General features: G+C 66.8%; 24 protein-coding genes. 11 read left to right on the plus strand and 13 right to left on the minus strand.

Features of this window, described 5'->3' with window-relative positions:
- Positions 1-7 precede the first annotated feature (7 nt).
- Positions 8-2,182, plus strand: a complete 2,175-nt coding sequence (locus tag G7B69_RS04140; protein WP_166176405.1) for a ComEC/Rec2 family competence protein — start codon at positions 8-10, stop codon at positions 2,180-2,182.
- Here G7B69_RS04140 and lexA read toward each other — a convergent pair.
- From lexA to miaA, 10 genes are all read right to left on the minus strand, one after another.
- Positions 2,176-2,859 carry a transcriptional repressor LexA gene (gene lexA, locus G7B69_RS04145; protein WP_166176407.1) on the minus strand — a complete coding sequence of 228 codons (684 nt, stop codon included), beginning with the start codon at positions 2,857-2,859 and terminating at the stop codon, positions 2,176-2,178. The genes G7B69_RS04140 and lexA overlap by 7 nt on opposite strands.
- A gap of 70 nt (positions 2,860-2,929) precedes the next feature.
- On the minus strand, positions 2,930-4,135 hold the full coding sequence (locus G7B69_RS04150) for a molybdopterin molybdotransferase MoeA (RefSeq protein WP_166176409.1): 1,206 nt from the start codon (positions 4,133-4,135) through the stop codon (positions 2,930-2,932).
- On the minus strand, positions 4,132-4,605 hold the full coding sequence (moaC, locus tag G7B69_RS04155) for a cyclic pyranopterin monophosphate synthase MoaC (RefSeq protein ID WP_166176411.1): 474 nt from the start codon (positions 4,603-4,605) through the stop codon (positions 4,132-4,134). The genes G7B69_RS04150 and moaC overlap by 4 nt, the downstream gene beginning before the upstream one ends.
- Positions 4,606-4,769: 164 nt before the next feature.
- Entirely contained in the window at positions 4,770-4,982 is a 213-nt protein-coding gene (locus G7B69_RS04160; protein WP_166176413.1) for a hypothetical protein, read from the minus strand.
- A 64-nt stretch (positions 4,983-5,046) separates the two neighbouring features.
- Complete coding sequence (gene trpC / locus G7B69_RS04165) at positions 5,047-5,832, minus strand: indole-3-glycerol phosphate synthase TrpC (protein ID WP_166176415.1); 786 nt, start codon at positions 5,830-5,832, stop codon at positions 5,047-5,049.
- A 45-nt stretch (positions 5,833-5,877) separates the two neighbouring features.
- On the minus strand, positions 5,878-6,282 hold the full coding sequence (locus G7B69_RS04170; protein ID WP_166176417.1) for a hypothetical protein: 405 nt from the start codon (positions 6,280-6,282) through the stop codon (positions 5,878-5,880).
- Between the two features lie 53 nt (positions 6,283-6,335).
- Positions 6,336-7,355 carry a ketol-acid reductoisomerase gene (gene ilvC, locus G7B69_RS04175; protein WP_166176419.1) on the minus strand — a complete coding sequence of 340 codons (1,020 nt, stop codon included), beginning with the start codon at positions 7,353-7,355 and terminating at the stop codon, positions 6,336-6,338.
- A 116-nt stretch (positions 7,356-7,471) separates the two neighbouring features.
- Positions 7,472-7,987 (minus strand): acetolactate synthase small subunit, encoded by a 516-nt coding sequence (ilvN, locus tag G7B69_RS04180; RefSeq protein WP_166176421.1) that lies wholly within the window; start codon positions 7,985-7,987, stop codon positions 7,472-7,474.
- Positions 7,987-9,729: a biosynthetic-type acetolactate synthase large subunit gene (gene ilvB / locus G7B69_RS04185; RefSeq protein ID WP_166176423.1), complete on the minus strand. Its 1,743-nt coding sequence runs from the start codon at positions 9,727-9,729 to the stop codon at positions 7,987-7,989. The genes ilvN and ilvB overlap by 1 nt, the downstream gene beginning before the upstream one ends.
- Positions 9,730-9,881: 152 nt before the next feature.
- The gene (gene miaA, locus G7B69_RS04190; RefSeq protein ID WP_166176425.1) at positions 9,882-10,820 is read right to left on the minus strand and encodes a tRNA (adenosine(37)-N6)-dimethylallyltransferase MiaA; all 939 of its coding nucleotides are present in this window, start codon (positions 10,818-10,820) and stop codon (positions 9,882-9,884) included.
- Here miaA and serB point away from each other — a divergent pair.
- Positions 10,780-11,697 carry a phosphoserine phosphatase SerB gene (gene serB / locus G7B69_RS04195; protein WP_207785948.1) on the plus strand — a complete coding sequence of 306 codons (918 nt, stop codon included), beginning with the start codon at positions 10,780-10,782 and terminating at the stop codon, positions 11,695-11,697. The genes miaA and serB overlap by 41 nt on opposite strands.
- On the opposite strand, the gene G7B69_RS04200 is transcribed toward serB, so the two are convergent.
- Together G7B69_RS04200 and purL are read right to left on the minus strand one after the other, a co-directional pair.
- Positions 11,694-12,956 carry a DUF418 domain-containing protein gene (locus G7B69_RS04200; RefSeq protein WP_166176427.1) on the minus strand — a complete coding sequence of 421 codons (1,263 nt, stop codon included), beginning with the start codon at positions 12,954-12,956 and terminating at the stop codon, positions 11,694-11,696. The two genes, serB and G7B69_RS04200, sit on opposite strands and share 4 nt — an antisense overlap.
- Before the next feature lie 111 nt (positions 12,957-13,067).
- The gene (gene purL / locus G7B69_RS04205; protein ID WP_166176429.1) at positions 13,068-15,317 is read right to left on the minus strand and encodes a phosphoribosylformylglycinamidine synthase subunit PurL; all 2,250 of its coding nucleotides are present in this window, start codon (positions 15,315-15,317) and stop codon (positions 13,068-13,070) included.
- A gap of 85 nt (positions 15,318-15,402) precedes the next feature.
- Here purL and G7B69_RS04210 point away from each other — a divergent pair, with 85 nt between their 5' ends.
- The 9 genes from G7B69_RS04210 (at position 15,403) to tgt (ending at position 22,770) form a co-directional block, all read left to right on the plus strand.
- Positions 15,403-15,648 carry an exodeoxyribonuclease VII small subunit gene (locus G7B69_RS04210; RefSeq protein ID WP_166176431.1) on the plus strand — a complete coding sequence of 82 codons (246 nt, stop codon included), beginning with the start codon at positions 15,403-15,405 and terminating at the stop codon, positions 15,646-15,648.
- 1 nt (position 15,649) lies between these two features.
- Positions 15,650-16,555, plus strand: coding sequence for a polyprenyl synthetase family protein (locus G7B69_RS04215; protein ID WP_166176433.1), 906 nt, complete (start codon positions 15,650-15,652; stop codon positions 16,553-16,555).
- Positions 16,552-17,064, plus strand: coding sequence for a pantetheine-phosphate adenylyltransferase (gene coaD / locus G7B69_RS04220; RefSeq protein WP_166176435.1), 513 nt, complete (start codon positions 16,552-16,554; stop codon positions 17,062-17,064). The genes G7B69_RS04215 and coaD overlap by 4 nt, the downstream gene beginning before the upstream one ends.
- Before the next feature lie 70 nt (positions 17,065-17,134).
- Positions 17,135-17,884 (plus strand): peptidylprolyl isomerase, encoded by a 750-nt coding sequence (locus G7B69_RS04225; RefSeq protein ID WP_166176437.1) that lies wholly within the window; start codon positions 17,135-17,137, stop codon positions 17,882-17,884.
- Positions 17,885-17,892: 8 nt separating this feature from the next.
- Positions 17,893-18,921, plus strand: a complete 1,029-nt coding sequence (gene queA, locus G7B69_RS04230) for a tRNA preQ1(34) S-adenosylmethionine ribosyltransferase-isomerase QueA (RefSeq protein ID WP_166176439.1) — start codon at positions 17,893-17,895, stop codon at positions 18,919-18,921.
- Positions 18,922-18,959: 38 nt separating this feature from the next.
- Positions 18,960-19,907 (plus strand): ABC transporter ATP-binding protein, encoded by a 948-nt coding sequence (locus tag G7B69_RS04235; RefSeq protein WP_166176441.1) that lies wholly within the window; start codon positions 18,960-18,962, stop codon positions 19,905-19,907.
- Positions 19,904-20,671, plus strand: coding sequence for an ABC transporter permease (locus tag G7B69_RS04240; protein WP_166176443.1), 768 nt, complete (start codon positions 19,904-19,906; stop codon positions 20,669-20,671). Before G7B69_RS04235 ends, G7B69_RS04240 begins: the two co-directional genes overlap by 4 nt.
- A gap of 52 nt (positions 20,672-20,723) precedes the next feature.
- Positions 20,724-21,647 carry a DUF481 domain-containing protein gene (locus G7B69_RS04245; RefSeq protein ID WP_243415024.1) on the plus strand — a complete coding sequence of 308 codons (924 nt, stop codon included), beginning with the start codon at positions 20,724-20,726 and terminating at the stop codon, positions 21,645-21,647.
- The gene (tgt, locus tag G7B69_RS04250; protein WP_166176447.1) at positions 21,637-22,770 is read left to right on the plus strand and encodes a tRNA guanosine(34) transglycosylase Tgt; all 1,134 of its coding nucleotides are present in this window, start codon (positions 21,637-21,639) and stop codon (positions 22,768-22,770) included. The genes G7B69_RS04245 and tgt overlap by 11 nt, the downstream gene beginning before the upstream one ends.
- A gap of 4 nt (positions 22,771-22,774) precedes the next feature.
- On the opposite strand, the gene G7B69_RS04255 is transcribed toward tgt, so the two are convergent.
- Entirely contained in the window at positions 22,775-24,043 is a 1,269-nt protein-coding gene (locus G7B69_RS04255) for a TauD/TfdA family dioxygenase (RefSeq protein WP_166176449.1), read from the minus strand.
- Positions 24,044-24,067: the final 24 nt, after the last annotated feature.

Below are 24,067 nucleotides of genomic sequence, written 5' to 3' on the forward strand. Positions count from 1 at the left end.
CTTACCGATGGCCACGCGCGTGACGCCGCTTGTCCCGCTGGGGGAGGAACCGGGCGATGCTGCGTTGCAGCAGCCGCCTTGGCGAAAGGCCGCGCGCTTGTCCAGCGTGGCCGATGCGGCGGAAGGCTTTCTCGCGCGTGCCGGATTCGACCGCGGGCCTTGGCTGGCGGTGGCCCTCGCCGGAGGAATCGCGGCCTGGTTTGCGCTGCCGAGTGCCGGGTGGTGGGTCGCGACAATGGCCGCCGGGCTGATCGTCGCGCTCGGCGCACTGGCGCTGTGGCGCGGCCAGGAGGGGCGAAGCAACCTCGTTATTGCCTGCGTGGGGACGGGTTTGCTCGTGGCCTTCGGCGTCGCGCTCATCTGGGCGCGCTCCGAGCTCGTCGGCGCCGAGCCGATCGAGCGGCCCGGCTCGATGGTCGTCGCCGGCCAAGTGCTCGAGCGGATCGAGCAGCCGGCCGACGACCGCATCCGGCTGGTCCTGGCGACGCGCGAGCGCACTGGGCGGGCGATCAAGGTCAGGGTCAATCTGCCTCTCGAGCAGGACGATTCCCGCCTGCGCGAAGGCGCGGTCGTCCGGTTGAAGGCGCGGCTGATGCCGCCCGCTCCGCCGATGCTGCCCGGCGGCTACGATTTCGCGCGGGCGGCGTGGTTCGAGGGCTATGCCGCCACGGGGAGTGTGCAAGGACCTGTCGAAATACTCCAGCCGGCCAAAGGCGCGCCGTTCCTCGCTCCGCTGCAACGGCGGCTGTCGGAGCATGTCCGGGCGCAGTTGGGCGGCTCGCCGGGCGCCATCGCGGCCGCCTTTGCCAGCGGCGACCGCGGCTCGATCTCGGAAGCCGACGAGCAGGCGATGCGGGACGCCGGATTGACCCACCTGCTGTCGATCAGCGGGCTGCACGTCAGCGCGGTGATCGCCGGCGCCTATTTCCTGGCGATAACCTTGTTCGCGCTGTGGCCGTGGTTGACCTTGCGCGTGCGGCTGCCGCTGGTCGCAGCGGGGATCGGTGCGTTGGCGGGGATCGGCTACACGCTGCTGACCGGCGCCGAAGTGCCGACGGTACGCAGTTGCGTGGGCGCGGTGCTGGTGCTCGGCGCACTGGCGCTGGGGCGTGAACCGCTGAGCCTGCGGATGCTCGCCGTTGGGGCGATCTTCGTCCTGCTGCTGTGGCCCGAATCCCTCGCCGGACCGAGCTTCGAGTTGAGCTTCGCCGCGGTGATCGCGATCATCGCGCTCCATGCTTCGAGGCCCGCGCGAGCCTTCCTCGCGCCGCGCGAGGAAGCGTGGCTGACGCGGCTAGGACGGCACGCGGCGATGCTGCTGTTGACCGGCTTGGTCATCGAGATCGCGCTCATGCCGATCGTGCTGTTCCACTTTCACCGCGCCGGGATCTACGGCGCGTTCGCCAACGTGGTGGTGATCCCGCTGGTAACCTTCGGATCGATGCCGCTGATCGCGCTGGCGCTCGTGCTCGATCTGGTCGGGCTTGGCGCGCCGGTGTGGTGGCTGGCCGGCAAGTCGCTCGAACTGATGCTGTGGATAGCGCACGTCGCCGCTGCGCAGCCCGGAGCGGTCAGGCTGATGCCGCAGATGGGCTGGGGCACGTTCGCGCTGTTTGTCGCCGGCGGCCTGTGGCTGGCGCTGTGGCGCGGCAGGGCTCGGCTGTGGGGCTTCGCACCTGCGGTGCTGGCAACCGCCCTCTTGCTGACCACGCCCGCGCCCGACCTGCTGATCGCCGGCGACGGCCGCAACGTCGCGATCGTCGCGCCCGACAGCCGACTGCTGCTGCTGCGCGACAGCCGCAGCGAGTTCACGCGCCACAACTTCAAGGAGCTAGCCGGCGTCGAGGCCGAGCCGCTGGCATTGGCGCAATGGCCCGGCGCCGAGTGCAACGCCGACTTCTGCTCGTTGACCCTTCACCGAGCCGGACGCGACTGGCGCCTGTTGATGAGCCGCAGCCGCTACCAGGTCGATGCGGCGGTCCTGGCGCAAGCTTGTGCGCGGGCCGATATCGTCGTCTCCGACCGCTGGCTGCCGCGAACGTGCCTGCCCAAGCAGCTCAACGCGGACGGCAAGCTGCTGGCGCGGACGGGCGGCTTGTCGGTCGTCCTCAGCGCTCCGCCGCGCGTCGCCACCGTCGCCTCAAGCGAAGGCGAACATGGCTGGTGGCGCGCTCGTCAGTGATACCGGCGCAGAAGCCCGGCGAGCTTGCCCTGGACCTTGACCTCGTCGGGCCGATAGACCTGCGGATCGTAGGCGCCGTTGGCCGGGTCGAGGCGGACCATGCCGTTTTCACGGCGCAAGTACTTGAGCGTTGCCTCTTCGTCACGGACGAGGGCCACGACGATTTCGCCATCGCGAGCGGTGTCGGTCTTCTTCACCAGTGCGAAGTCGCCGTCGAGGATGCCGGCCTCGATCATCGAGTCGCCGGAAACTTCGAGCGCGTAATGCTCGCCGGCACCGAGCAGAGCAGCGGGGACCGGCAAGGTGCGATCGCTTTCGAGCGCCTCGATCGGCACACCGGCGGCAATGCGGCCGTGAAGCGGGAGCTCGATGATATCGTTGGCGGGCGCAGGTGCAGCTTTCGGCGGCATCGCCACGCGCGAGACCAGATCGTTGGCCGGAGCCCTTTTGCCCGACGTGACATCCTCGGGCTGGCGAGTCACCTCGAGCGCGCGAGCCCGGTTGGGCAGGCGGCGGATGAATCCGCGTTCCTCGAGCGCCGAGATCAGCCGGTGCACGCCCGACTTGCTCTTGAGGTCGAGCGCGTCCTTCATTTCTTCGAAAGAAGGCGAGATGCCTGTCTCTTCCAGCTTGCGCTGGATGAACAGGAGGAGTTCGTGCTGTTTGGCGGTCAACATGGCGCTGGTCCCCGGCAGATGTTCCAGTTTGGAACGAACGCGGAACAATTAGGCAACTTCCGGACGCCCGTCAAGCGCTAGCGCCATTTTCGAGCCAATAGGCCGCCACCAAGGCCCCAACTTCGGCGGCGGGCGCGTTCGCCGGGCGTTCGATCAGTGCCTCGGCGCGAGCCAGTGCCGCCAGCGCGCTGCTGTCCTGCTCGACCACCGGGACCAGCGAATCGCCGTCGAGTCGCGCGCGGACGAACTCGGTGCGGTCGCCGGCCGGAGGCACTGCACTACCCAGGCGCATCGCCAACCGGCGCGGCAACGGATCGCGCGCGCCGCCGAGCGCCCGCAGCAGCGGCAACAGGAAAAGGAATGCGGTGACGTAGCTCGATACCGGATTGCCCGGCAGGCCGATCACCCATTGCCGGCCGCGCCGGGCGACCAGCAGCGGCTTCCCCGGCCGGATGGCCACCCTCCAGAAGTCGATCTCCGCACCCCATTGTTCGAGCGCGGGTCGGACGAGATCGTGATCGCCGACCGAGGCGCCGCCGCTGGTGACGATCACATCCGTATCGGCGGCTTTGTCGAGCGCCGCGAGTATCGCCTCGAGACGGTCCGGCACAGGGCCGAGCCGCCGGATCGACGATGTGTGCGGCGCGGCCATTGCCGCGAGCATCGCGCCGTTGCTCGCGGGGACCTGATGAGAGGCGCAGGCCGCGGGATCGGATGCCAGCTCGTCGCCGCTGTCGAGCACGGCGAGCGAGGGGAGGGCGTGGACGGACAGTTCGGCATGCCCCGCAGCCAGCGTCAGCGCCAGTTGCGCGGGTCCGATGCGGACTCCGGCAGCGAGCACCTCGTCGCCGTGACGGAAGTCGAACCCGGCGCGGCGGATATGGCGCGCAGTCGGCTCGCCTTCGCCGTTGAGCGAAACCGTGTCGCCCTCGCGCGCGGCGTTCTCCTGCAGCAGCATGACGCCATTGCCGGGTGGCATCATCGCACCGGTCGAGATGCGGATTGCCTCGCCGGTGCCAAGCTCCCGGTCGAACGGATGCCCCGCGGCGCTTTCGCCGACGACCTTCCACGGCCCGGTGACGTCATCGGCACGCATGGCATAGCCGTCCATTGCCGAAAGATCGGCGGCGGGCTGGGTGCGTGCGGCGAGCAGGGGAGCGGCGAGGCGGCGGCCGATGGCGCGCTCGGCGGCAACCGTTTCGGCAGCGAGAGCCTCGACTTGCGCCAGCAGCCGCTCCTGCGCCTCGGCAAGCGGACGCGGCGGCGGCAAGCTCATTCCGCGGCACGCCAGGCGCCGCTCTTCCCGCCGGTCTTTTCGAGCAGGCGCACTTCCTCGATCACCATGCCCTTGTCGAGCGCTTTGGCCATGTCGTAGATTGTCAGAAGCGCCACACAAGTAGCTGTCATGGCTTCCATTTCCACACCGGTCCGGCCGGTCAGGGAGGCGGTGGCGGTGGCGCGTACCGAGCCGTCTTCGAAGGCGAAGGCAACACTCACGGCGTCGAGCGACAGCGGATGGCAGAGCGGGATCAGTTCGCCGGTCTTCTTGGCGGCCATGATTCCGGCAATGCGCGCCGCGGCGAGCACATCGCCCTTGGCCCCGCTGCCTTCGCGCACGGCTTCCAGTGCCTCCACGGACATGCGGATGCGCCCCGTCGCGGTTGCCGAGCGCGCGGTCTCCGGCTTGCCGCCGACGTCGACCATCCGCGCCGCACCCTGCGAATCGAGGTGGGTCAGTCTGCTCATCGGAAGGCTGCGAAGTTTACACGCGCCTGACAACCCTGACACGGTCCATGGCACAGTCTCGCGTGCTGCGAGAACCGGCTGGAAACGGCGGAATTCTGCGGTTGGGCGGGCGAGATCATCCCGCTCTCATGGCAGATCGAGGGCTTGTAGGACAGCCCCGAGTATCAGCGGCGGGTGACGCTCCAAATCGCCTGGCCCACCCCGAACAACGCCAATATGGCGCCATAGACCGCCCACTTCGGGTCGCCGGCCATGAAGCTGCCGCCCTGGAAGGCGATGTCGAGGCCCTGGAGAATCCACACTCCGCCGAGGCATACCATCAGCACGCCGAGAAGAGTGCTGACGATCTTGAAAACGGTGTTGAACAGGCCGCCCATGATGTTCCCCCCCAGTGACTCGGTCGAATGCTTAGGCGTTAATGCCGCGCTGCGCCAGAACGGTTCAGTGGCCGAGCAATTGGCGCGTCGCGGCCTCCACGTCATCCTGCCGCATCAGGCTTTCGCCGACGAGGAAGCAGCGCACACCGGCTTTGGCGAGGCGTTCGAGGTCGGCGTGGCGGTTAATGCCACTCTCCGCCACCAGCAAGGCACCCTCGGGCGCCAGCGGAGCGAGGCGCTCGGTCGTCGCAAGGTCGGTACGGAAGGTCTTGAGGTCGCGGTTGTTGACGCCAATCAGCCGCGAGCGCAGGCGCGCCGCGCGTTCGAGCTCCGTTTCGTCGTGGACTTCGACGAGTACGTCCATGCCGCGCTCGAGCGCGGCCGCCTCGATCTCGGCCATCTCCATGTCACCGAGCGCGGCGACGATGATGAGGATCGCATCCGCGCCGATCGCGCGGGATTCCGCGACTTGCCACGGGTCGACCATGAAATCCTTGCGCAGCACCGGCAGATCGCACGCGGCACGGGCGTCCATCAGGTAATCCTCGTGGCCCTGGAAGAACGGCTCGTCGGTCAAGACGGAGAGACAGGCGGCGCCGCCGCGCTGATAGGCAATGGCGTGCTCGGCAGGACGAAAATCGGCGCGGATCAATCCTTTGGAGGGCGAGGCCTTCTTGATCTCCGCGATCAGCCCGAAGCCCGTTCTTGCCTTGGCCTCCAGCGAGAGGCGAAACCCGCGGGGTGCGCCCGCCGAAGCGGCTGCGCGGTCGAGATCGTCGAGGGTCGCCAGCCCTTTGCGGGCGGCGACTTCTTCACGCTTCACGGCGCATATCTCGGCAAGCTTGTCCATTGCGCCGCCGCCTATGCCGGGGGCGGTGGCATGTGTCGATAGGCCTCAGCCGCAGGTGAATTCCTTGATCCGCCCGTCGACGCCGACACCGGCAGTCACCCGCATCGAGGTGGGCGCCGCCTCGGCTTTCTCCTGCTCAAGGGGAACGTAGCGGACGCGATCGTGCCCCACCGTGCGGGCGATCTCGTCCTTGGCGGTCGAGGTCGGCAGCAGGTTCAGGTAATTCTGCAGCTTCTCTGCACCGCAGGGCGTGGCCTCGGGGGTGACGGAGACGCTCGTCGAGTGATCTGGAAGCGGCGTGGCAGCCGTGGTGGCGGGTGGCGGCGGTGTGACCTCGGTAGTGACCGGTTCGGACGTTGCCTGCTCGACGGGGCTGACTTCGGAGGATTTCTGGCACGCGGTCACGGCCAATGCCGCGCTCAGCAAGGCGATGCAGGGCTTGGCGGTCATCGTTGTCTCCAGCGGCACCGCGTAAAAACGGTGCCGCCGAAGCGATGTTCCGCTCAGTTCTTGTCCTGGTCGACCAGCTTGTTGGCGCTGATCCACGGCATCATCGCGCGCAAGGCGGCGCCGGTCTGCTCGATCGGGTGCGCCGCGGCGGCCTTGCGGGCGGCCTTGAGCTCGGGCTGGCCGGCGCGGTTGTCGAGCACGAAGTTCTTCACGAACCGGCCCGAGGTGATGTCGGCGAGGATGCGCTTCATTTCGGCCTTGGTTTCGGGCGTGATCACGCGCGGGCCCGAAGTGATGTCGCCGTATTCGGCGGTGTTGCTGATCGAATAGCGCATGTTGGCAATGCCGCCTTCGTAGAGCAGGTCGACGATCAGCTTGGTCTCGTGGAGGCACTCGAAATAGGCCATCTCCGGCGCATATCCTGCCTCGACCAGCGTCTCGAACCCGGCCTGGATCAGGTGGGTGATGCCGCCGCACAGCACCGCCTGCTCGCCGAACAGATCGGTCTCGCACTCTTCCTTGAAGTTCGTCTCGATGATCCCCGAGCGGCCGCCGCCGACGCCGCTGGCGTAGGCGAGGGCGACGTCATGGGCGTTGCCGCTGGCGTCCTGGTGGACGGCGATCAGGCACGGCACGCCGCCGCCCTTGAGATATTCGCCGCGCACGGTGTGGCCGGGACCCTTGGGGGCGATCATGATGACGTCGATGTCGGCCGGCGGCTCGATCAGGCCGAAGTGGATGTTGAGCCCATGGGCGAAGGCGAGAGCACTGCCCGGGCGCATCTTGCCCTTGATGTCGTTCTCCCAGATCGCCGCCTGGTGCTCGTCGGGGGCGAGGATCATCAGGATATCGGCCCAGCCGGCCGCGTCGGAGTTCGACATGACCTTGAAGCCGGCGCCCTCTGCCTTCTTGGCGCTGGCCGATCCGGGGCGCAACGCGATGGCCACGTCCTTGACGCCCGAATCGCGCAGGTTCTGCGCGTGGGCATGGCCCTGGCTGCCATAGCCGAGCACGGCGATTTTCTTGCCCGTGACCAGGTTCAGGTCGGCGTCGGCGTCGTAGTACACTTTCATGGCATTCGCTCTTTCTCGTCATCCCGGACTTGATCCGGGATCGCTGTCGGATGCGCGCCGCCTGGCGGCCAGCGGTCCCGGGTCAAGCCCGGGACGGCGCGCGATGTCAAACTCGTTTAAGCCCCTTCGGTCCCGCGCATCATGCCGACGACGCCCGAGCGGGCCGCTTCGACCAACCCGTGCTCGCGCATCTGCGAGACGAAGCTGTCGATCCGGTCGCTCGTTTCGGTCAGCTCGAACACGAAGCTTTCTTCCGTGGTGTCGATCACCCGCGCGCCCGCCGCATCCGCGATGCGCTGCGCTTCGCCGCGCGCCGCGCCGGTGCCGCGAACCTTGACCAGCGCCAGCTCGCGCTCGACGTGCGGCCCGGCTTCGGTGAGGTCGATGACTTTGTGCACCGGCACCAGGCGGTCGAGCTGTGCCATGATTTGGTCGATCACCGGCGGCGGGCCGTTGGTGACGATGGTGATGCGGCTGACCGCGTGGTCCTCGCTGATGTCGGCCACGGTCAGGCTGTCGATGTTGTAGCCGCGCGCGGTGAACAGGCCGGCGATCTTGGCCAGGATGCCGGCCTCGTTATCGACGGTGACCGTCAGCACGTGACGCTCGGACTCGGTGGGATGGATCTTCATCACACCAGGGCCTTCGCTTCGTCGTCCATCGTGCCTTCGACCTGGTCGCCGTAAAGCAGCATTTCGGTGTGCGCCGCGCCGCTGGGGATCATCGGGAAGCAGTTGGCTTCCTGCGACACCCGGCAATCGACCATGACCGGCCCGTCATGGTCGATCATCGCCTGTATCGAGGCGTCGAGGTCGGCCTGGTCCTCGATGCGGATGCCTTTCCAGCCATAGGCTTCGGCGAGCGCGACGAAATCGGGCAGGCTGTCCGAATAGGAGTTCGAATAGCGGCTCTCGTAAGTCAGCTCCTGCCACTGGCGAACCATGCCCATGTACTCGTTGTTGAGGATGAACACCTTGATCGGCAGGCGGAACTGGCTGGCCGTGCCCATCTCCTGAATGTTCATCTGGATCGAGGCTTCGCCGGCGATGTCGATCACCAGCTTGCCCGGATTGCCGAGCTGCGCGCCAATCGCCGCCGGCATGCCGTAGCCCATCGTGCCGAGCCCGCCGCTGGTCAGCCAGCGGTTGGGCTTGACGAAGCCGAAGTACTGCGCCGCCCACATCTGGTGCTGGCCGACTTCCGTGGTGATGATCGGATCGCGCTCGTGGGTGAGGGCGAACAGCCGCTCGACCGCGAGCTGCGGCATGATCGGGCCCTTGCGCTGGGGGTAGGCGAGCGAATCGCGCGTTCGCCAGTCGTCGATTTGCGCCTTCCATGCCGAAAGGTCGCGCGGCTGGCGGTTGCCCCAGACCTCGACCAGCTGCTCGAGCACCGTCGCGCAGTCGCCGACGATCGGCAGGTCGACCGGCACGACCTTGTTGATCGAGGCGCGGTCGATGTCGATGTGGATCTTCGTCGAGTCCGGCGAGAACGCGTCGAGCCGGCCGGTCACCCGGTCGTCGAAGCGGGCGCCGATGTTCACCATCAGGTCGCACTGATTCATGGCCATGTTGGCTTCGAACGTGCCGTGCATGCCGAGCATCCCGAGCCACTCTGGATGATCGGCGGGGAACGCGCCGAGGCCCATGAGCGTCGAGGTGACGGGGGCGCCGGTCAGAGTCTGCAGCTCGCGCAACAATTCGCTCGCCCGCGGGCCGGAGTTGATCACCCCGCCGCCGGTGTAGAAGATCGGGCGCTCCGCCTTCTCCAGCAGGGCGATGGCCTCGGCGATCTCCTCGGCCGCGGCGGTCGTGCGCGGGCGATAGCGCTGCGGGCGCTGCGCCGGCACGTCGCTCATCGGCGCGGTGGCGACCTGGACGTTCTTGGGGATGTCGACCAGGACCGGGCCGGGGCGGCCGGTGGTGGCAATCTCGAACGCCTCGTCGATCGTCGCGGCGAGCTCGGCGGGGTCCTTCACCAGGTAGTTGTGCTTGGTGCAGTGGCGGGTCAGGCCGATGGTGTCGGCTTCCTGGAAGGCGTCGGTGCCGATCAGGTTTGTCGCGACCTGCCCGGTGATGACCACCAGCGGAATCGAATCCATGAACGCGTCGGCGATGCCGGTGATCGCGTTGGTCGCGCCGGGGCCCGAGGTGACGAGGACGACGCCCGGCTTGCCGGTCGAGCGGGCATAGCCTTCGGCGGCGTGCGCCGCGCCGGCTTCGTGCCGCACGAGGATGTGGCGCAGCCGGTGGTCGCCGAACAATTCGTCATAGATCGGCAGCACCGCGCCGCCGGGATAGCCGAAGACGAATTCGACACCCTGGCGGACCAGGCATTCGACCAATATCGCAGCCCCGCTGCGCTCCTCGGACACGGACAGTTCCTTCTTTGCTTGCGAACCCGGGAAAAAAGCGACCCGGCACGATCTGCGTCGTGCCGGGTCTCTCCTCTCCAACTCGGCGGAGGGCAAGCCCTCCTGTCGAACCGGCTGCTAAGTGACAGTTTATGTCATGTCAACCGTTAAAATCAGAATAAAGTTTCAAAATAAGCTGAGATATCGCAACTCTCGGACTCACACCGAGGCCAATCTTGCGGCGGCTGGCGGCGAAACCAGGTGTATTGGCGCTTGGCATAGTTGCGCGTCGCTTGTCGGCCGCGGGCGAGCGCCTCCTCGCGCGGCCAGTCGCCGCGCAGATAGCCGGCGATCTCCGGAACACCGATCGCGCGCATGACGGGGAGGGCAGGGTCGAGGTTGCGCGCGAGAAGCGTCTCGACCTCGGTGATCGCTCCGTTCTCCAGCATCCGCTCGAACCGCGCATCGCACCGCGCATAAAGCGTCTCCCGCGACGGCAGCAGAATCAGGGGGTGTAACTCGACCGCCTCGCCGATCCCGCCGACACGCCGGTGCTGCCAGTGCGTCAGCGGTTTGCCGGTCGAGCGGACCACTTCGAGCGCTCGCGCGATGCGAGTGGTGTCGCTTGCGTTCAGGGCGGCGGCGCGCTCGGAATCCTCGGCTTCGAGTGCGGCGTAAGCATCCTCGACGGGGAGGGCGCGCACCGCTTCGCGCACCGACGGATCGATCCGCGGGACGGGCGCAATGCCGTCCAGCAGCGTACGGATGTAGAGACCGGTCCCGCCGGCAAGAATCGGCAGCAAGCCCGCGAGCTGCGCGTCTTCGATCTCGCGCTTGGCGCGCGCGGCCCAGTCGGCGGCGGAACAGGGTTCGGCGCCGTCCCATTCGCCGAACAGGCGGTGCTCGATGCCGCGCATGTCGGCTTCGGTGGGGCGGGCGCTGAGCACGCGAAGGTCGCGATAGACTTGCGCGCTGTCCGCGTTGATCACCACGCAGCGCCGGCCACGCTCCTCAAGCGCGAGCGCCAGCCCAACGGCGAGATCGCTCTTGCCGCTGGCGGTCGGCCCTGCAATGAGCGCGACCGCTTTTACCGGAGACTTTCCCTTGCTCATCGCCCGCCTGATAGCAGACCTCGACACGCTCGAAAGACGCGTCGATGCGGCGAGCGCGGCGCTGGACGCCGCCGGGATGCCGATCGCCGAGGCGGTGATGCTGGATCACTGGAGCGAAGTGCTCCAGCTGATGCTGCCCGGCGACGACATCGCGCTCCTGCGGCGGGTCATCGACGACTATTTCGCGCCCTCCGACGCGATCATTGCCCGCGAGCCGTTTCGCATCCCCGACGTGTTCGTTTCGGACATGGATTCGACGATGATCGGCCAGGAATGCATCGATGAGCTGGCCGATTACGCCGGCATCAAGCCGCAGATCGCCGCGATCACCGAGCGGGCGATGCTGGGCGAGCTCGATTTCGAATCTGCGCTGCGCGAGCGGGTTGGGCTGCTGGCCGAGCTGGAGGAAACCGCAATCGCGCGATGCCTTGCCGAACGGATCGTCCCGATGGACGGCGCGCGAGCGCTCGTCGCGACGCTGAAGGCGCACGGCTGCCGGACCGTACTGGTGACGGGAGGATTCCACCACTTCGCCGATCCGGTGGCCGAGCAGATCGGCTTCGAGCGGGTGATCGGCAACCGGCTGGCCGTGCACGAAGGCAAGCTCACCGGCGGCCTCGTCGGTGCGATCACCGGCGCGCCGGCGAAGGAAGCGGCGCTTCGCGAGGAAATGGCACGACACGGCGACAACGCCGTCAGCCTCGCCACGGGCGACGGCGCCAACGACATTCCGATGCTCGCGGCGGCGACTTACGGCGTCGCCTTCCGCGCCAAGCCCAAGGCTCGAGCCGCGGCCAATGGCTGGCTCGACCGCGGCGACCTGACTGCGCTGCTCAAGCTGCTCGAGATTCCCGAGCACGACTGGGTGGCGGCTTAGGCCTCGGCGAGCACCGGCGATCGCGAGCCCTTGCGCATCGGCTGCAGCTTCCACCGCGCCAGGCTCCGCCAGGCCCATTCGAACGGACCGTAGTTGTAGCGGTCGAGCCATGGCTTGGACCACAGCAGCATCACGCCCCAGATGACCGGAACGAACAGCCACACCTGGCCGCGCGAGAGCTGGCCGTAGAGCCCGCCGAAGGTGCCATAGAACAGCAGCGTGCCGATGATCGTCGAGCCGAGGTAGTTGGTGAACGCCGCCCGGCCGACCGCCGCAAAGCGATCGGCCACGGCGCTGCGCTGACTGAACACCAGCATGATCAGCGCCGCGTAACCGATGGCGCCGATCGCGTGCAGCGGATTGAGGTAGATTCGCGTCCAGGGCATGAACGTAAACGGATCGAAGTTGGACTTCACGGACACGTAAGCCGCGTAAGCCTGTATCAACAGGTCGCCTCCGAGGCAGGTCGCGGCGACGATGACGTAGCTGCGCCTCGTCCAGTCGCCGGTCAGGAAGCCGGACTTGAAGAGGGCGATTCCGAGCAGCATCAAACCCAGCGTTTCGATGCCGTAGCCGTAAACCGAGGTCCATGGTTCGAGCGCCGTCTCGCCTTGGGTCGAGGCCCGGATGTGCGCAGCCAGGCTGTCATGCTCGCGCTTGTCTCGCTCGATCTCCGCCGGGGCAGGGGTGATTTGCGCGAAAGCGCGCTTCGCCTTGGCCTGGAGCGCGGGCGGGGCGCCGGGTTGCATGCCTTCCGCGATCTTGTGAATCTGCGTCAGGCCGAAAATGACCGGCGGCACATAGGAAAGCCCAAGCGCGACGATTGCCGCCAGCACCAGCAGCGAGGGTCTCAACCGCCAGAAGAGATAGGCGATCATGCCGACGAGCGCGTAGTTCATCAGGATGTCGCCCCACCACAGCACATAGTAGTGGATGCAGCCGAACAGCAGCAGCGCGATCATCCGCGGATAGTGGACTTGCCAGCCTTTCTTGCCCGCCTCGACCGCCCGCGTGACGACGAGCGTCAGCGAAGCGCCGAAGAGCATCGAGAACAGCGCCCGGAAGCGCCCGTCGACGAAGATCGAGTTGAGCGCCCACATCAGCTTGTCGCCGTCCGAATGGAAGCCGTAGGCCGGCGGGTAGAAATAGGCGTCCTCGATCATCGCCATGCCGACGATGTTGACCGAAAGGATGCCCATCACCGCAAATCCGCGGATTAGGTCGAGTGTCAGGATGCGATCGCCGTTGGTCGTAGCCATGTGTGGTCCCCCGGATGCGCCACCCCCGGCGCCTCCGAGGTGTATTACTCGGCTAACACCCTTTAGGGAAGATCGCTTCGACCGAAAGCTGTTGAGCGCCGATGGGCGCTCTCAGGCTTCCATCCAGTCGTGGAAGAAGCTTTCGTGCGCGGCGCGAAGATCGGCGAGGGCGACGCCGAACAAGCTCGAGCCGCCGACCGTGCCGATCCGGCGAAGGCCGGAGGACGCCGTATCGGCGTTGCGTGTTCCCCTGGCGATCTGACGCTGGAAGGCGTCGAGGTCGGGCACGGTGACGACATAGCGGCCCTGGTCCTCGCCGAACCACCACTCGGCTGGCGAATAGCCTTCATGCGCCATGGTCTCGGCTCCGAGGCCGCTTGCCAGCGCCATTTCCGCCAGCGCGATCGCCAGGCCGCCGTCCGAGACGTCGTGCACCGCGCTGACAAGGCCGGCCGCGATAAGCTCGCGGACGAACTCGCCCGAGTTCTTTTCCAGCGTCAGGTCGACATGCGGCGCATCGCCTTCCTCCCGGCCGTGGATTTCGCGCAGCCAGAGCGACTGGCCGAGATGGCCGCGCTCCTGGTGCGGAGTCGCCCACGGCTCTGAGCCGATCAGGTAGATCGCTTCGCCTTCGGCCTTGAAGCCGATCGTCGCCATTGTCGAATAGTCGTCGAGAATACCGACGCCGCCGATCGCCGGAGTGGGGAGGACCGCGCTGCCTCCTCCGGTCGCCTTGCTCTCGTTGTAGAGGCTGACGTTACCGCTCACGATCGGGAAGTCGAGCGCGCGGCAGGCGTTGCCCATGCCTTCGAGACAGCCGGTGAACTGGGCCATGATCTCGGGCCGCTCGGGGTTGCCGAAGTTGAGACAATTGGTGATTGCCAAGGGCTTGGCGCCGACTGCTGACAGGTTGCGGTAAGCTTCGGCGACGGCCTGCTTGCCGCCTTCGTAGGGGTTGGCGTAGCAATAGCGCGGGGTGCAATCCGTGGTCATCGCCAGCGCCTTGCGCTTGCCGTGCACGCGAACGACCGCCGCGTCGCCGCCCGAGAGCTGCAGCGTGTCGCCCATGACCTGGCTGTCGTACTGCCGCCAGATCCACGCGCGGCTCGCAAGATCGGGCGTACCCATCAGCTTGAGCAGGTCGGCGCCGATGTCGTTGCTCTCGGGAACATCCTCGAGCGGCTTGACCCCTGCCCAGGCGCGGTAATCGTCCTTCGAGACTGCGGGGCGGTCGTACAGCGGGGCGTCGTCGGCGAGCGGGCCGAGCGGAATGTCGCACACGACCTCGCCCTGCCATTCGAGCACCATGTGCCCGGTGTCGGTGACTTCGCCGATCACCGCGAAATCGAGCTCCCACTTCTTGAAGATCGCCTCGGCCTCGCCTTCGCGGCCGGGCTTGAGGACCATGAGCATGCGCTCCTGGCTCTCGCTGAGCATCATCTCGTAGGGAGTCATGCCTTCTTCGCGGCACGGCACCTTGTCCATGTCGAGGCGGATGCCGGCGCCGCCCTTGCTGGCCATTTCGACGCTCGAGGAGGTCAGGCCCGCTGCGCCCATATCCTGAATGGCGACAATCGCGTCGGTCGCCATCAGCTCGAGGCAGGCTTCGATAAGCAGCTTCTCGGTGAACGGGTCGCCGACCTGCACGGTCGGGCGCTTGGCGTCGGCGTCCTCGGCGAAGTCGGCGCTGGCCATCGTTGCGCCGTGGATGCCGTCGCGGCCTGTCTTCGATCCGACGTAGACGATCGAATTGCCGAGGCCGGTGGCGGCCGAATAGAAGATCTTGTCCTGCTCGGCGACGCCGACGGTCATCGCGTTGACCAGGATGTTGCCGTCGTAAGCGCGGTGGAAGTTGGTCTCGCCACCGACGGTCGGCACGCCGACGCAGTTGCCGTAGCCGCCGATGCCTTCCACGACCCCCGCGACGAGGTGCTTCATCTTCGGATGATCGGGCCGTCCGAAGCGCAAGGCGTTGAGGTTGGCCACCGGGCGCGCGCCCATCGTGAACACGTCGCGGAGGATGCCGCCGACGCCCGTCGCCGCGCCCTGGTACGGCTCGATGTACGACGGGTGGTTGTGGCTCTCCATCTTGAAGATCGCCGCCTGGCCCTCGCCGATATCGATTACCCCGGCGTTTTCTCCCGGGCCGCAGATCACCCACGGCGCCTCGGTCGGCAGCTTCTTGAGGTGGATGCGGCTCGATTTGTAGCTGCAGTGCTCGGACCACATCACCGAGAAGATGCCCAGCTCGACGAGGTTCGGCGCGCGGCCCAACCGGTCTTCGATCACCGCGTATTCCTGCGGCGAGAGACCGTGCTCGGCGACGATCTCGGGGGTGATGCTCACGGTGCTTTGGGGCATGGCTGCGGCCCTTAGCGATGGCCGCCGAGTCCCGCTAGCCCCGCCACGCTTGACCCGCTCGCCTGTCCCCGTCATTGCTCCGCGAATGGACGACCAGGGACCCGATCTTTCGCAGATGACCTTCGAGGATGCCCTGAAGGCGCTCGAGGAAGTGGTGCGCAAGCTGGAGACCGGCGAGGTCCCGCTCGACGATTCGATAAGCCTCTACGAACGCGGCGAGCTGCTCCGCAAGCATTGCCAGGCGCGGCTCGACGCGGCGCAGGCGCGGATCGAGAAGATCGTTGCCGGGCCCGACGGCAAAGCGGTCGGCACGGAGCCCTTCGAGGCCTGACATGGGCCTGCGCCTCGCCGACAGCCCCCTCGCGCGAGCGTTCGAACGGGTCCAGCGTGAAGTCGACGTCACCTTCGATGCCCTGCTGCCGATTCCCGACGATGCCCGCGCGCGTCTGGTCGAAGCGATGCGCTATGCCGCGATCGGCGGCGGCAAGCGGGTGCGTCCGCTGCTGCTCGTCGCCACCGCCGACATCTATGGCGTTGCGCGCGAGCCGGCCGTGCGCGCCGCCTGCGCGATCGAGGCGATCCACGCCTACTCGCTGATCCACGACGATCTGCCATGCATGGACGACGACGACATGCGCCACGGCAAGGCGACGGTGCACCGCGCGTTCGACGAGGCGACCGCGGTGCTCGCCGGGGATTCGCTCCACGCGCTGGCCTTCGAGATTCTCTCGATGCCCGAGATCAGCGGCGATTCGTTCATTCGCGCCGAGCTCGTCCAAACCCTGGCGGCGGCAAGCGGCGCCAGCGGGATGGCCGGCGGGCAGATGATGGACATCGTCGCCGGCGAGCGCCAGTTCGACCTCCACACCGTCACCCGGCTGCAGCAGCTCAAGACCGGGGCCTTGCTCGGCGCCGCGGTCGAGATGGGCGCGATCCTCGGCCGCTGTCCGGAAGAGGGCAGGGCGCACTTGCGGGCCTACTCGCGCGACATCGGCCTGGCTTACCAGATCGCCGACGACCTGCTCGATTATGACGGCGACGAGGGCAAGGCCGGCAAGTCGCTGCGCAAGGACACGCACCGGGGCAAGGCGACGTTCGTCTCGCTGATGGGCGCCGACAAAGCCCGCCACCAGGCCCAGGCGCTGGCCGAGCAGGCGGTCGGCCATCTGGCCGGGCATGGCGAGGAAGCCGACATCCTGCGCGCGCTGGCGCGGTTCATTGTGGAGCGGGACAGGTGAGTGAACGCATCGGCCTCTATCCGGGCACCTTCGATCCGATCACCCTCGGCCACGCCGACATCATCCGCCGGGGCGCCAAGCTGGTCGACCGGCTCATCGTCGGGGTCACCACCAACCCCTCGAAAGACCCGATGTTCTCCCCCGCCGAACGGGTCGAGATGGTGCGCGCCGAAGTCGCGCGGCTCGGCATCGAGAACGTGGATGTCGAGGGCTTCAACGCGCTGCTGGTCAAGTGGGCGCAGAGGAAGCAGGCGACCGTGCTGATCCGCGGGCTGCGTGCGGTGGCGGACTTCGAATACGAGTACCAGATGGCCGGGATGAACCAGCAGCTCGATCCGGCGGTCGAGACGGTATTCCTGATGGCCGATGTCTCGCTGCAACCGATCGCCTCGCGCCTGGTCAAGGAAATCGCGCTGCTCGGCGGGGATATCGCACCCTTCGTCAGCCCCGAAGTGCGTGAGCAAATCGTCGATCGGGTCCAGAAGCTCGGTCGGCGCGGCGATTACTAATCGTTCATTGCAGCGTCAGCGCGATGCCGATAGGGCGGCGGCTCGACGTTCTGGGGTTGATGGACCAACAATGATCAAGATTATTGCCCGCGCGGCGCTTGCGCTTTCGCTGATACTCGCGCCGGCTGCCGCCTTTGCCCAGGAAAAGGGGGGCAAGGAAGAAAACCCCGACGCCACTCGCTTCAAGTCGGAAGAGGTTGCCGCCGCACCTGTCGTCGGCCTGCCGCCGGTCGATTTCGACCTGACGCACGACCCGGACAACATCCTTTACCTCGACTTGTCCAACGGCCAGCGCGTCGCCATCCGGCTGATGCCGCAGTGGGCGCCCCAGCATGTCGAGCGGATCAAGACGCTCGTGCGGCAAGGGTTTTACGACGGGATCATTTTCCACCGCGTGATCGATGGCTTCATGGCGCAGACCGGCGACCCGACGGGCACAGGCGAGGGCGGTTCGCCGCTGCCCGACCTCAAGGCCGAGTTCAACCCCATGCCGCATGTCCGCGGGACCGTCTCCATGGCCCGCGCGCAGTCGGAAGACAGCGCCAACAGCCAGTTCTTCATTGTCTTCTATCCTCGCTTCGGTCTTGATCGGAACTACACCAACTTCGGCCGGGTGATCTCCAACATGGCTGCGGTCGACGCGATCCAGCGCGGTGAGCCTCCGGAGAATCCGACTTATATCGCCCAGGCTTCGCTCGCCTCGGAAAACAAGCCGCCGAAGTTCACCGCGCAGGAGAAGCTGCCGGTGGCGGCGAACGACAACGCTGCGCCGACGCCCGCCGACGGCGCCTCGCCGCGGCAGGCCGAGGGCGGCCAGTAACGCGCGCGATGCGCGTTGATCTTTTCGATTTCGATTTACCTCCCGAGCGCATTGCGCTGAGGCCGGCGCGCCCGCGCGATGCAGCGCGGATGCTGGTCATCGAAGCCGACAAACCCTTCGCGGACAGCACGGTGCGCGACTTGCCGCATCTTCTGCGCCGCGGTGACGTGCTGGTGCTCAACGACACCCGGGTGATCCCGGCGCAGCTCGAGGGCCGCCGCGGCGAGGCCAAGGTCGGCGCAACGCTGCACAAGCGGCTCGACTTGCGCCGCTGGCAGGCCTTCGTCCGCAACGCCAAGCGCCTCAAGCCCGGCGACCGGATCGATTTCTCGCAGGACGTCACAGCCGTCGCCGAGGAACGGCACGCCGACGGCAGCTTCACCCTGGCGTTCGGCGGCGAGGAGCCGGTCGAAGTCCTGCTCGAGCGCGCCGGCACGATGCCGCTGCCGCCCTACATTGCCGGCAAACGCGCCACCGACGAACAGGATCGCGAGGATTACCAGACCCTGTTCGCACGAGAGGACGGTGCGGTCGCCGCGCCGACTGCCGCTTTGCACTTTACTCCGGCGTTGCTGGCCGCTCTCGACGAGGCCGGTATCGGCCGCGAAACGCTGACCCTCCACGTCGGCGCCGGCACTTTCCTGCCGGTGAAGGCCGAGGACACCGCGGACCACCGGATGCATTCCGAATGGGGCCGTATCGACGCCGCCACCGCCGACCGGCTCAACGCCGCGCGCGCCGCGGGCGGCCGGCTGATCGCCGTCGGTACGACCAGCCTTCGCCTGCTCGAAAGCGCCGCCGACGAACTTGGGACGATCCGCCCGTTCGAAGGCGACACCGCGATCTTCATCACCCCCGGCTACGAATTTCGCGCCATCGACGGGCTGATGACCAACTTCCATCTGCCCAAGTCGACGCTGTTCATGCTGGTCAGTGCGCTGATGGGCCTCGAGCGGATGCGGTCGGCTTACGCGTACGCGATCGAGCAGGAATACCGCTTCTACAGCTACGGCGATTCGTCACTGCTATTGCCCTGACCCTTGCAATCCAACGGGGCGCCGCCAATGTCCCGCCGGTGGACGGACCGATTCTCGAGCTTCGTGGATTATCGAAGACTTACAAGGGCGGCGTGCGCGCGCTCGATTCAGTCGATCTCGACATTCGCCGGGGCGAGATATTCGCGCTGCTTGGCCCCAACGGCGCCGGCAAGACGACGCTGATCGGCGCGGTCTGCGGGTTGGTGCGTCCAACGGAGGGCACGATCCGCGCATTCGGCGAGGACGTGAAGAGCCATTGGCGCTCGGTCCGCCGGCGCATCGGCCTGGTGCCGCAGGAGCTGGCGTTCGACATGTTCGCCCGGGTCGACCATTCGGTCGAGTATTCGCGCGGGATGTTCGGCTATCCGCCGAACAAGGCGCGGCTCGAGGAAGTGCTCCGCTCGCTCAGCCTGTGGGACAAGCGCGAGGTGAAGATCCGCGAGCTGTCGGGCGGGATGAAGCGCCGGGTGATGATCGCCAAGGCGCTGAGCCACGATCCCGAGCTGCTGTTCCTCGACGAGCCGACCGCCGGCGTCGACGTCGAGCTGCGGCGCGACATGTGGCGGCAGATCGGCGCGCTGCGCGACCAGGGCACGACGATCATCCTCACCACCCACTACATCGAGGAGGCCCAGGAAATGGCCGACCGCGTGGGGGTGATCAACAAGGGCAAGCTGCTCTTGGTCGACGACAAGGACGCGATCATGGCCAAGCTCGGCCGTACCGAGGCGCGCATCATCCTCGGCGCGCCGATGAGCGAACTGCCCCCGGCGTTGGGCGAATTCCCGCTCAGCCTGGAGGACGAAGGCCGTACCCTGCGTTATCGTGGCGGCGACGGCACCGGCAAGGGCAAGCGCGAAATCGCCGAGGTGCTGCGCCTGCTGGTGCGGCAGGACATCATGTTCGAAGAAGTCGACACGCGGGAATCGACGCTCGAAGACATCGTCGTCGACCTCGTCGACGGGCGCGAGGGAGGCGCGGCATGAACCTTCGCGGCGCGATCGCCATCTTCACCAACGAATTGCTGCGGTTCTTCCGCACCGCGTTCGGTTCGATCCTGTCGCCAGTGCTGACGACCTCGCTCTATCTCGTCGTCTTCGGCGCAGCGATCGGCAGCCGAATGGACCCCAGCCAGTTCGGCGGATCCACCTACGGCGCCTTCATCGTGCCCGGCCTGATCATGCTGACGCTGCTGAGCGAGAGCACTTCCAACGCCAGCTTCGGCATCTACATGCCGCGTTTCACCGGCGCGATCTACGAGCTGCTCAGCGCGCCGGTCGGCGTGTTCGAGACCCTGGTCGGCTTCGTCGGCGCCGCGGCGATGAAATCGCTGATCATCGCCGGGATCATCATGCTCACGGCGATGCTGTTCGTCGACTACTCGGTCGCCCACCCGTTCTACGCGGCGGGCTACATCGTCCTCGTCGCCTCGGCATTCGCGCTGTTCGGCTTCATCCTCGGCCTATGGGCGGACGGGTTCGAGAAGCTGCAGATCGTGCCGTTGCTGATCCTCACCCCGCTGACATTCCTTGGCGGCACGTTCTATTCTATCAAGATGCTGGCCGAGCCGTGGCGCACGGTCGCCCAGTTCAACCCGATCTTCTACCTGATCAGCGGCCTGCGCTGGACCTTCATGGGCGGGTCGGACGTGCCGATCGGCCTGTCGCTCGCATGCACTGTGGGGTTCGTCGTACTGTGCGTCGGTGTTATCGGGTTCATCTTCCGTACGGGCTGGCGGCTGCGCGAATGACGCGCTAGCAAGTAAATGTATGACAATTGCCAAGCCCACCCTTTGCGCGGCCATGTTCATTCTCGCGCTGCAGAGCACGGCCGCCGAGGCCGCCTTGCCCGATCCGGTGCGGGCGATGATCGAGGCCGCCATCGCCACCGGCGACAAGGCCAAGGTCGCAACGGTGGTCGAGATCGCCAAACAGACCAATCCCGGCGACGTTGCGGAGATCGATTCCCTCGATAGCGCGTTCCGCCAGCAAGTCGCGAGCCGCGAAGCCGCAGAGAGGGCGCGCAAGGAACAGGAAATCCGCACCGCCGGCCTCCTCGACAACTGGCACGGCAAAGGCCAGGTCGGTGCCTTCCAGTCCTCCGGCAACAGTCACGACGTCGGCGTGTCGCTGGCGCTCAATCTCGACCGCAAGGGCATCGACTGGCAGCACAAGCTGACCGCGACGGTCGACTACCAGCGCAGTAACGGGCGCACCTCGCGCGAGCGCTATCTCTTTGCCTACGAGCCGCGAGTCAGGGTGAGCCCAGACTTGTTCACCTTCGGCCTGGCGCAGTACGAGCGCGACACGATCCAGGGCTTCGCCTCGCGCTATTCGCTCTCGGGCGGGCTGGGCTACAACGTGATCTCCTCGCCCGACTTGAAGCTCTCGGCCAAGGCCGGTCCGGTGTTCCGCCGCACGGAGCTGGTGGATGGCGATGCGGAAAACCATCTCGGCGGCCTCGCCGGTTTCGACCTCGACTGGAAGATCAACCCGCGGCTGACTTTCACGCAGAACGCCAACATGGTCGCCGAGACCGGCGGCAGCGCCACCCTGATCGTCGATTCGGATAACACCACGCTCGCGCTCAATAGCGGGCTCGAGGCGAAGATCAGCGACCGGCTCAGCACACGGCTGTCCTATGCCCTCAACTACGACAGCAACCCGCCGCCGCAGGGCGTCTCGATCGACACCATGACTCGTTTTACGATGGTCTATGGCTTCTGAAGCCCCGCGCTTCGCCTTCAGCGTAGAGGCAACCGACGGCAAGGCTCGCACCGGCCGCATTGCCATGCGCCGGGGCGAGATCCGCACGCCGGCGTTCATGCCGGTCGGCACCGCGGCGACCGTCAAGGCTATGAAACCCGAGGCGGTGCAAGCGACCGGCGCCGACATCATCCTCGGCAACACCTATCACCTGATGCTCCGCCCCGGAGCGGAGCGCGTGGCCAGGCTCGGCGGACTGCACAAGTTCATGAACTGGCCGCGCCCGATCCTGACCGACAGCGGCGGTTACCAGGTGATGAGCCTCAGCGAGCTGCGCAAGCTGACCGAAAAGGGAGTCGAATTCCGCAGCCACCTCGACGGCAGCAAGCACATGCTCACCCCTGAGCGCTCGATGGAAATCCAGCGGCTGCTCGGCTCCGACATCGTCATGGCGTTCGACGAATGCCCGCGCACCGACCGTCCGCGCGACGAGATTGCCCGATCGATGGAGCTGTCGATGCGCTGGGCCAGGCGCAGCCGGGAAGCGTTCGACGGCGGCGAGGAACATGCCGCCGGCGCGGCGCTGTTCGGTATTCAGCAAGGCGCGCTCGATGAGCAGTTGCGGCTCGAAAGCGCGCAGGCGCTCACCGCCATCGGCTTCGACGGCTACGCCATCGGCGGCCTCGCCGTGGGCGAGGGGCAGGAGGCGATGTTTGCCACGCTCGACTTCGCCACCGGCCAGCTTCCCGCCGATCGCCCGCGCTACCTGATGGGGGTCGGCAAGCCCGACGACCTCGTCGGCGCGGTCATGCGCGGGGTCGACATGTTCGATTGCGTGCTGCCGACGCGCTCAGGCCGCAACGGGCAGGCCTTCACCTGGTCCGGCCCGCTCAACTTGCGCAACGCGCGCCATGCGGAGGACTCGTCGCCGCTCGACGAGCGCTGCCCGTGCCCGACATGCACCAGCTATTCGCGCGCCTACCTGCATCATCTCGTCAAATCCGGCGAAATGCTAGGCGCGATGCTAACTACCGAACATAACCTGATGTTTTACCAGGAATTGATGCGCTCGATGCGCGAGGCCATTATGGCCGGGAGCTTCGCCGCGTTCGCCGCGCGGTTCCGCCGGGAATACCGCAACTGACGGCTCAACTCTCGTTCGGCTTTTCCGGCGGGATGAAAGTCTCGCGGCGCCAGATCGGCTCGAACGGCTCGCCTGCGCGCCTGCCGATGCCCTTGAGGTAACCGAAATAGGTGGCGATGCGGCGTTCCGACGTTTCCGCGATCGCCCTCCGGCCGTGCATGAAGCGACTGTTGTCGAGCAGCACCACGTCGCTTTGCCGCCAGCGGTGCGAATAGGTCAGCGAGCGGGCGGCGCTGCGGATCGCGTCGACCATGTCGTCATCGAAGACCTGGCCCTCGAGCAGCGGAATGCGCGCAATACCCAGGTAGTCGCGGGCAAACAGCAGGAAATTGGCGAACGCCGGCTGATCCTGAAACAGCGTCGGTTCGAGGGCCGGTCGAGTGAACCCGCGCACGATTCCGTCACGTGCGCGCCGAAACCAGTAGGGACAAGTTGCTGGTGGATCGGCCAGAAGGGCGTCGTCCGGTTGCTCCGTGCCCAACCAGTAGCGCAGCAACTCGGGCGAGGCCGGACGGATGTAGAACAGCCGCTTGCCTTCGAGCACGCGGCGCACCTCGGCCGGCAAGTTGTCGGCGATGGCGATCCCGTCACAGACGTTGGTTTGCCCGCCGACGCTTGGGGGATCAAGGCACGCGAACATCGCCAGGTCGGGCCGCCACGGCTCGCGAGCCAGTTCGGGATGGAGCGGAAAGGGGTCGGCGCCGAGATTGACCGACTGCACCCGAACTCCGTCGCCCAATATTTCGCGGTGCGGGCTCTCGTTGAAAACCGAAGTCGCGCAGAGGGAGTGACCGAGCGCGGCAAAACCTTCAACGGTGGTGGCAAATCCGCGCAGGAGGACTGCGCCACGGTCTTCCAGCAGCGCGCGTATTGCTGCGGAATCGGCTTGTTCGAGCCCGGTTCCGTGCCCCTCGATGACAATCAGCGGGCCGGTTTCGTTCTCCCCCATCGGTGGAGGATAGATGATCGGCCGCGCTCGTGCTAGGTCCTCCCGATGGCCGTGACGCTGCAGGATCTGTTCGGCGACCCCGCGCTCTTCTTGCACCAGATCGACGGCAAACATGCGGTCTTCCAGACGATGACGCGGGAGGACATCGCCAAGTCGATCTTCGTCGACGGCCGCATCCGACACGGCGGCCGGCCCAACTTTCGCGTGCCCATCGATCGGCTCCTGGCCGAAGCCACGCCGGACGCGCTGCCGGTGCGCAGGATCGGGTGGATATTCCATGTGGCGCAATGCGGCTCGACGCTGCTGGCGCGCGCTCTCGACCACCCCGACCGCTCGCTGGTTCTGCGA

The organism is Croceibacterium segetis (assembly GCF_011320115.1).
In the GTDB taxonomy this organism is placed as follows: domain Bacteria; phylum Pseudomonadota; class Alphaproteobacteria; order Sphingomonadales; family Sphingomonadaceae; genus Croceibacterium_B; species Croceibacterium_B segetis.

Coding starts and splice junctions, on each gene's coding strand:
- G7B69_RS04140 (WP_166176405.1), top strand. CDS start 8: ATGGCCACGCGCGTGACGCCGCTTGTCCCGCTGGGGGAGGAACCGGGC.
- lexA (WP_166176407.1), bottom strand. CDS start 2,859: ATGTTGACCGCCAAACAGCACGAACTCCTCCTGTTCATCCAGCGCAAG.
- G7B69_RS04150 (WP_166176409.1), bottom strand. CDS start 4,135: ATGAGCTTGCCGCCGCCGCGTCCGCTTGCCGAGGCGCAGGAGCGGCTG.
- moaC (WP_166176411.1), bottom strand. CDS start 4,605: ATGAGCAGACTGACCCACCTCGATTCGCAGGGTGCGGCGCGGATGGTC.
- G7B69_RS04160 (WP_166176413.1), bottom strand. CDS start 4,982: ATGGGCGGCCTGTTCAACACCGTTTTCAAGATCGTCAGCACTCTTCTC.
- trpC (WP_166176415.1), bottom strand. CDS start 5,832: ATGGACAAGCTTGCCGAGATATGCGCCGTGAAGCGTGAAGAAGTCGCC.
- G7B69_RS04170 (WP_166176417.1), bottom strand. CDS start 6,282: ATGACCGCCAAGCCCTGCATCGCCTTGCTGAGCGCGGCATTGGCCGTG.
- ilvC (WP_166176419.1), bottom strand. CDS start 7,355: ATGAAAGTGTACTACGACGCCGACGCCGACCTGAACCTGGTCACGGGC.
- ilvN (WP_166176421.1), bottom strand. CDS start 7,987: ATGAAGATCCATCCCACCGAGTCCGAGCGTCACGTGCTGACGGTCACC.
- serB (WP_207785948.1), top strand. CDS start 10,780: ATGAGCGCGACCGCTTTTACCGGAGACTTTCCCTTGCTCATCGCCCGC.
- miaA (WP_166176425.1), bottom strand. CDS start 10,820: ATGAGCAAGGGAAAGTCTCCGGTAAAAGCGGTCGCGCTCATTGCAGGG.
- G7B69_RS04200 (WP_166176427.1), bottom strand. CDS start 12,956: ATGGCTACGACCAACGGCGATCGCATCCTGACACTCGACCTAATCCGC.
- purL (WP_166176429.1), bottom strand. CDS start 15,317: ATGCCCCAAAGCACCGTGAGCATCACCCCCGAGATCGTCGCCGAGCAC.
- G7B69_RS04210 (WP_166176431.1), top strand. CDS start 15,403: ATGGACGACCAGGGACCCGATCTTTCGCAGATGACCTTCGAGGATGCC.
- G7B69_RS04215 (WP_166176433.1), top strand. CDS start 15,650: ATGGGCCTGCGCCTCGCCGACAGCCCCCTCGCGCGAGCGTTCGAACGG.
- G7B69_RS04225 (WP_166176437.1), top strand. CDS start 17,135: ATGATCAAGATTATTGCCCGCGCGGCGCTTGCGCTTTCGCTGATACTC.
- queA (WP_166176439.1), top strand. CDS start 17,893: ATGCGCGTTGATCTTTTCGATTTCGATTTACCTCCCGAGCGCATTGCG.
- G7B69_RS04240 (WP_166176443.1), top strand. CDS start 19,904: ATGAACCTTCGCGGCGCGATCGCCATCTTCACCAACGAATTGCTGCGG.
- G7B69_RS04245 (WP_243415024.1), top strand. CDS start 20,724: ATGTTCATTCTCGCGCTGCAGAGCACGGCCGCCGAGGCCGCCTTGCCC.
- tgt (WP_166176447.1), top strand. CDS start 21,637: ATGGCTTCTGAAGCCCCGCGCTTCGCCTTCAGCGTAGAGGCAACCGAC.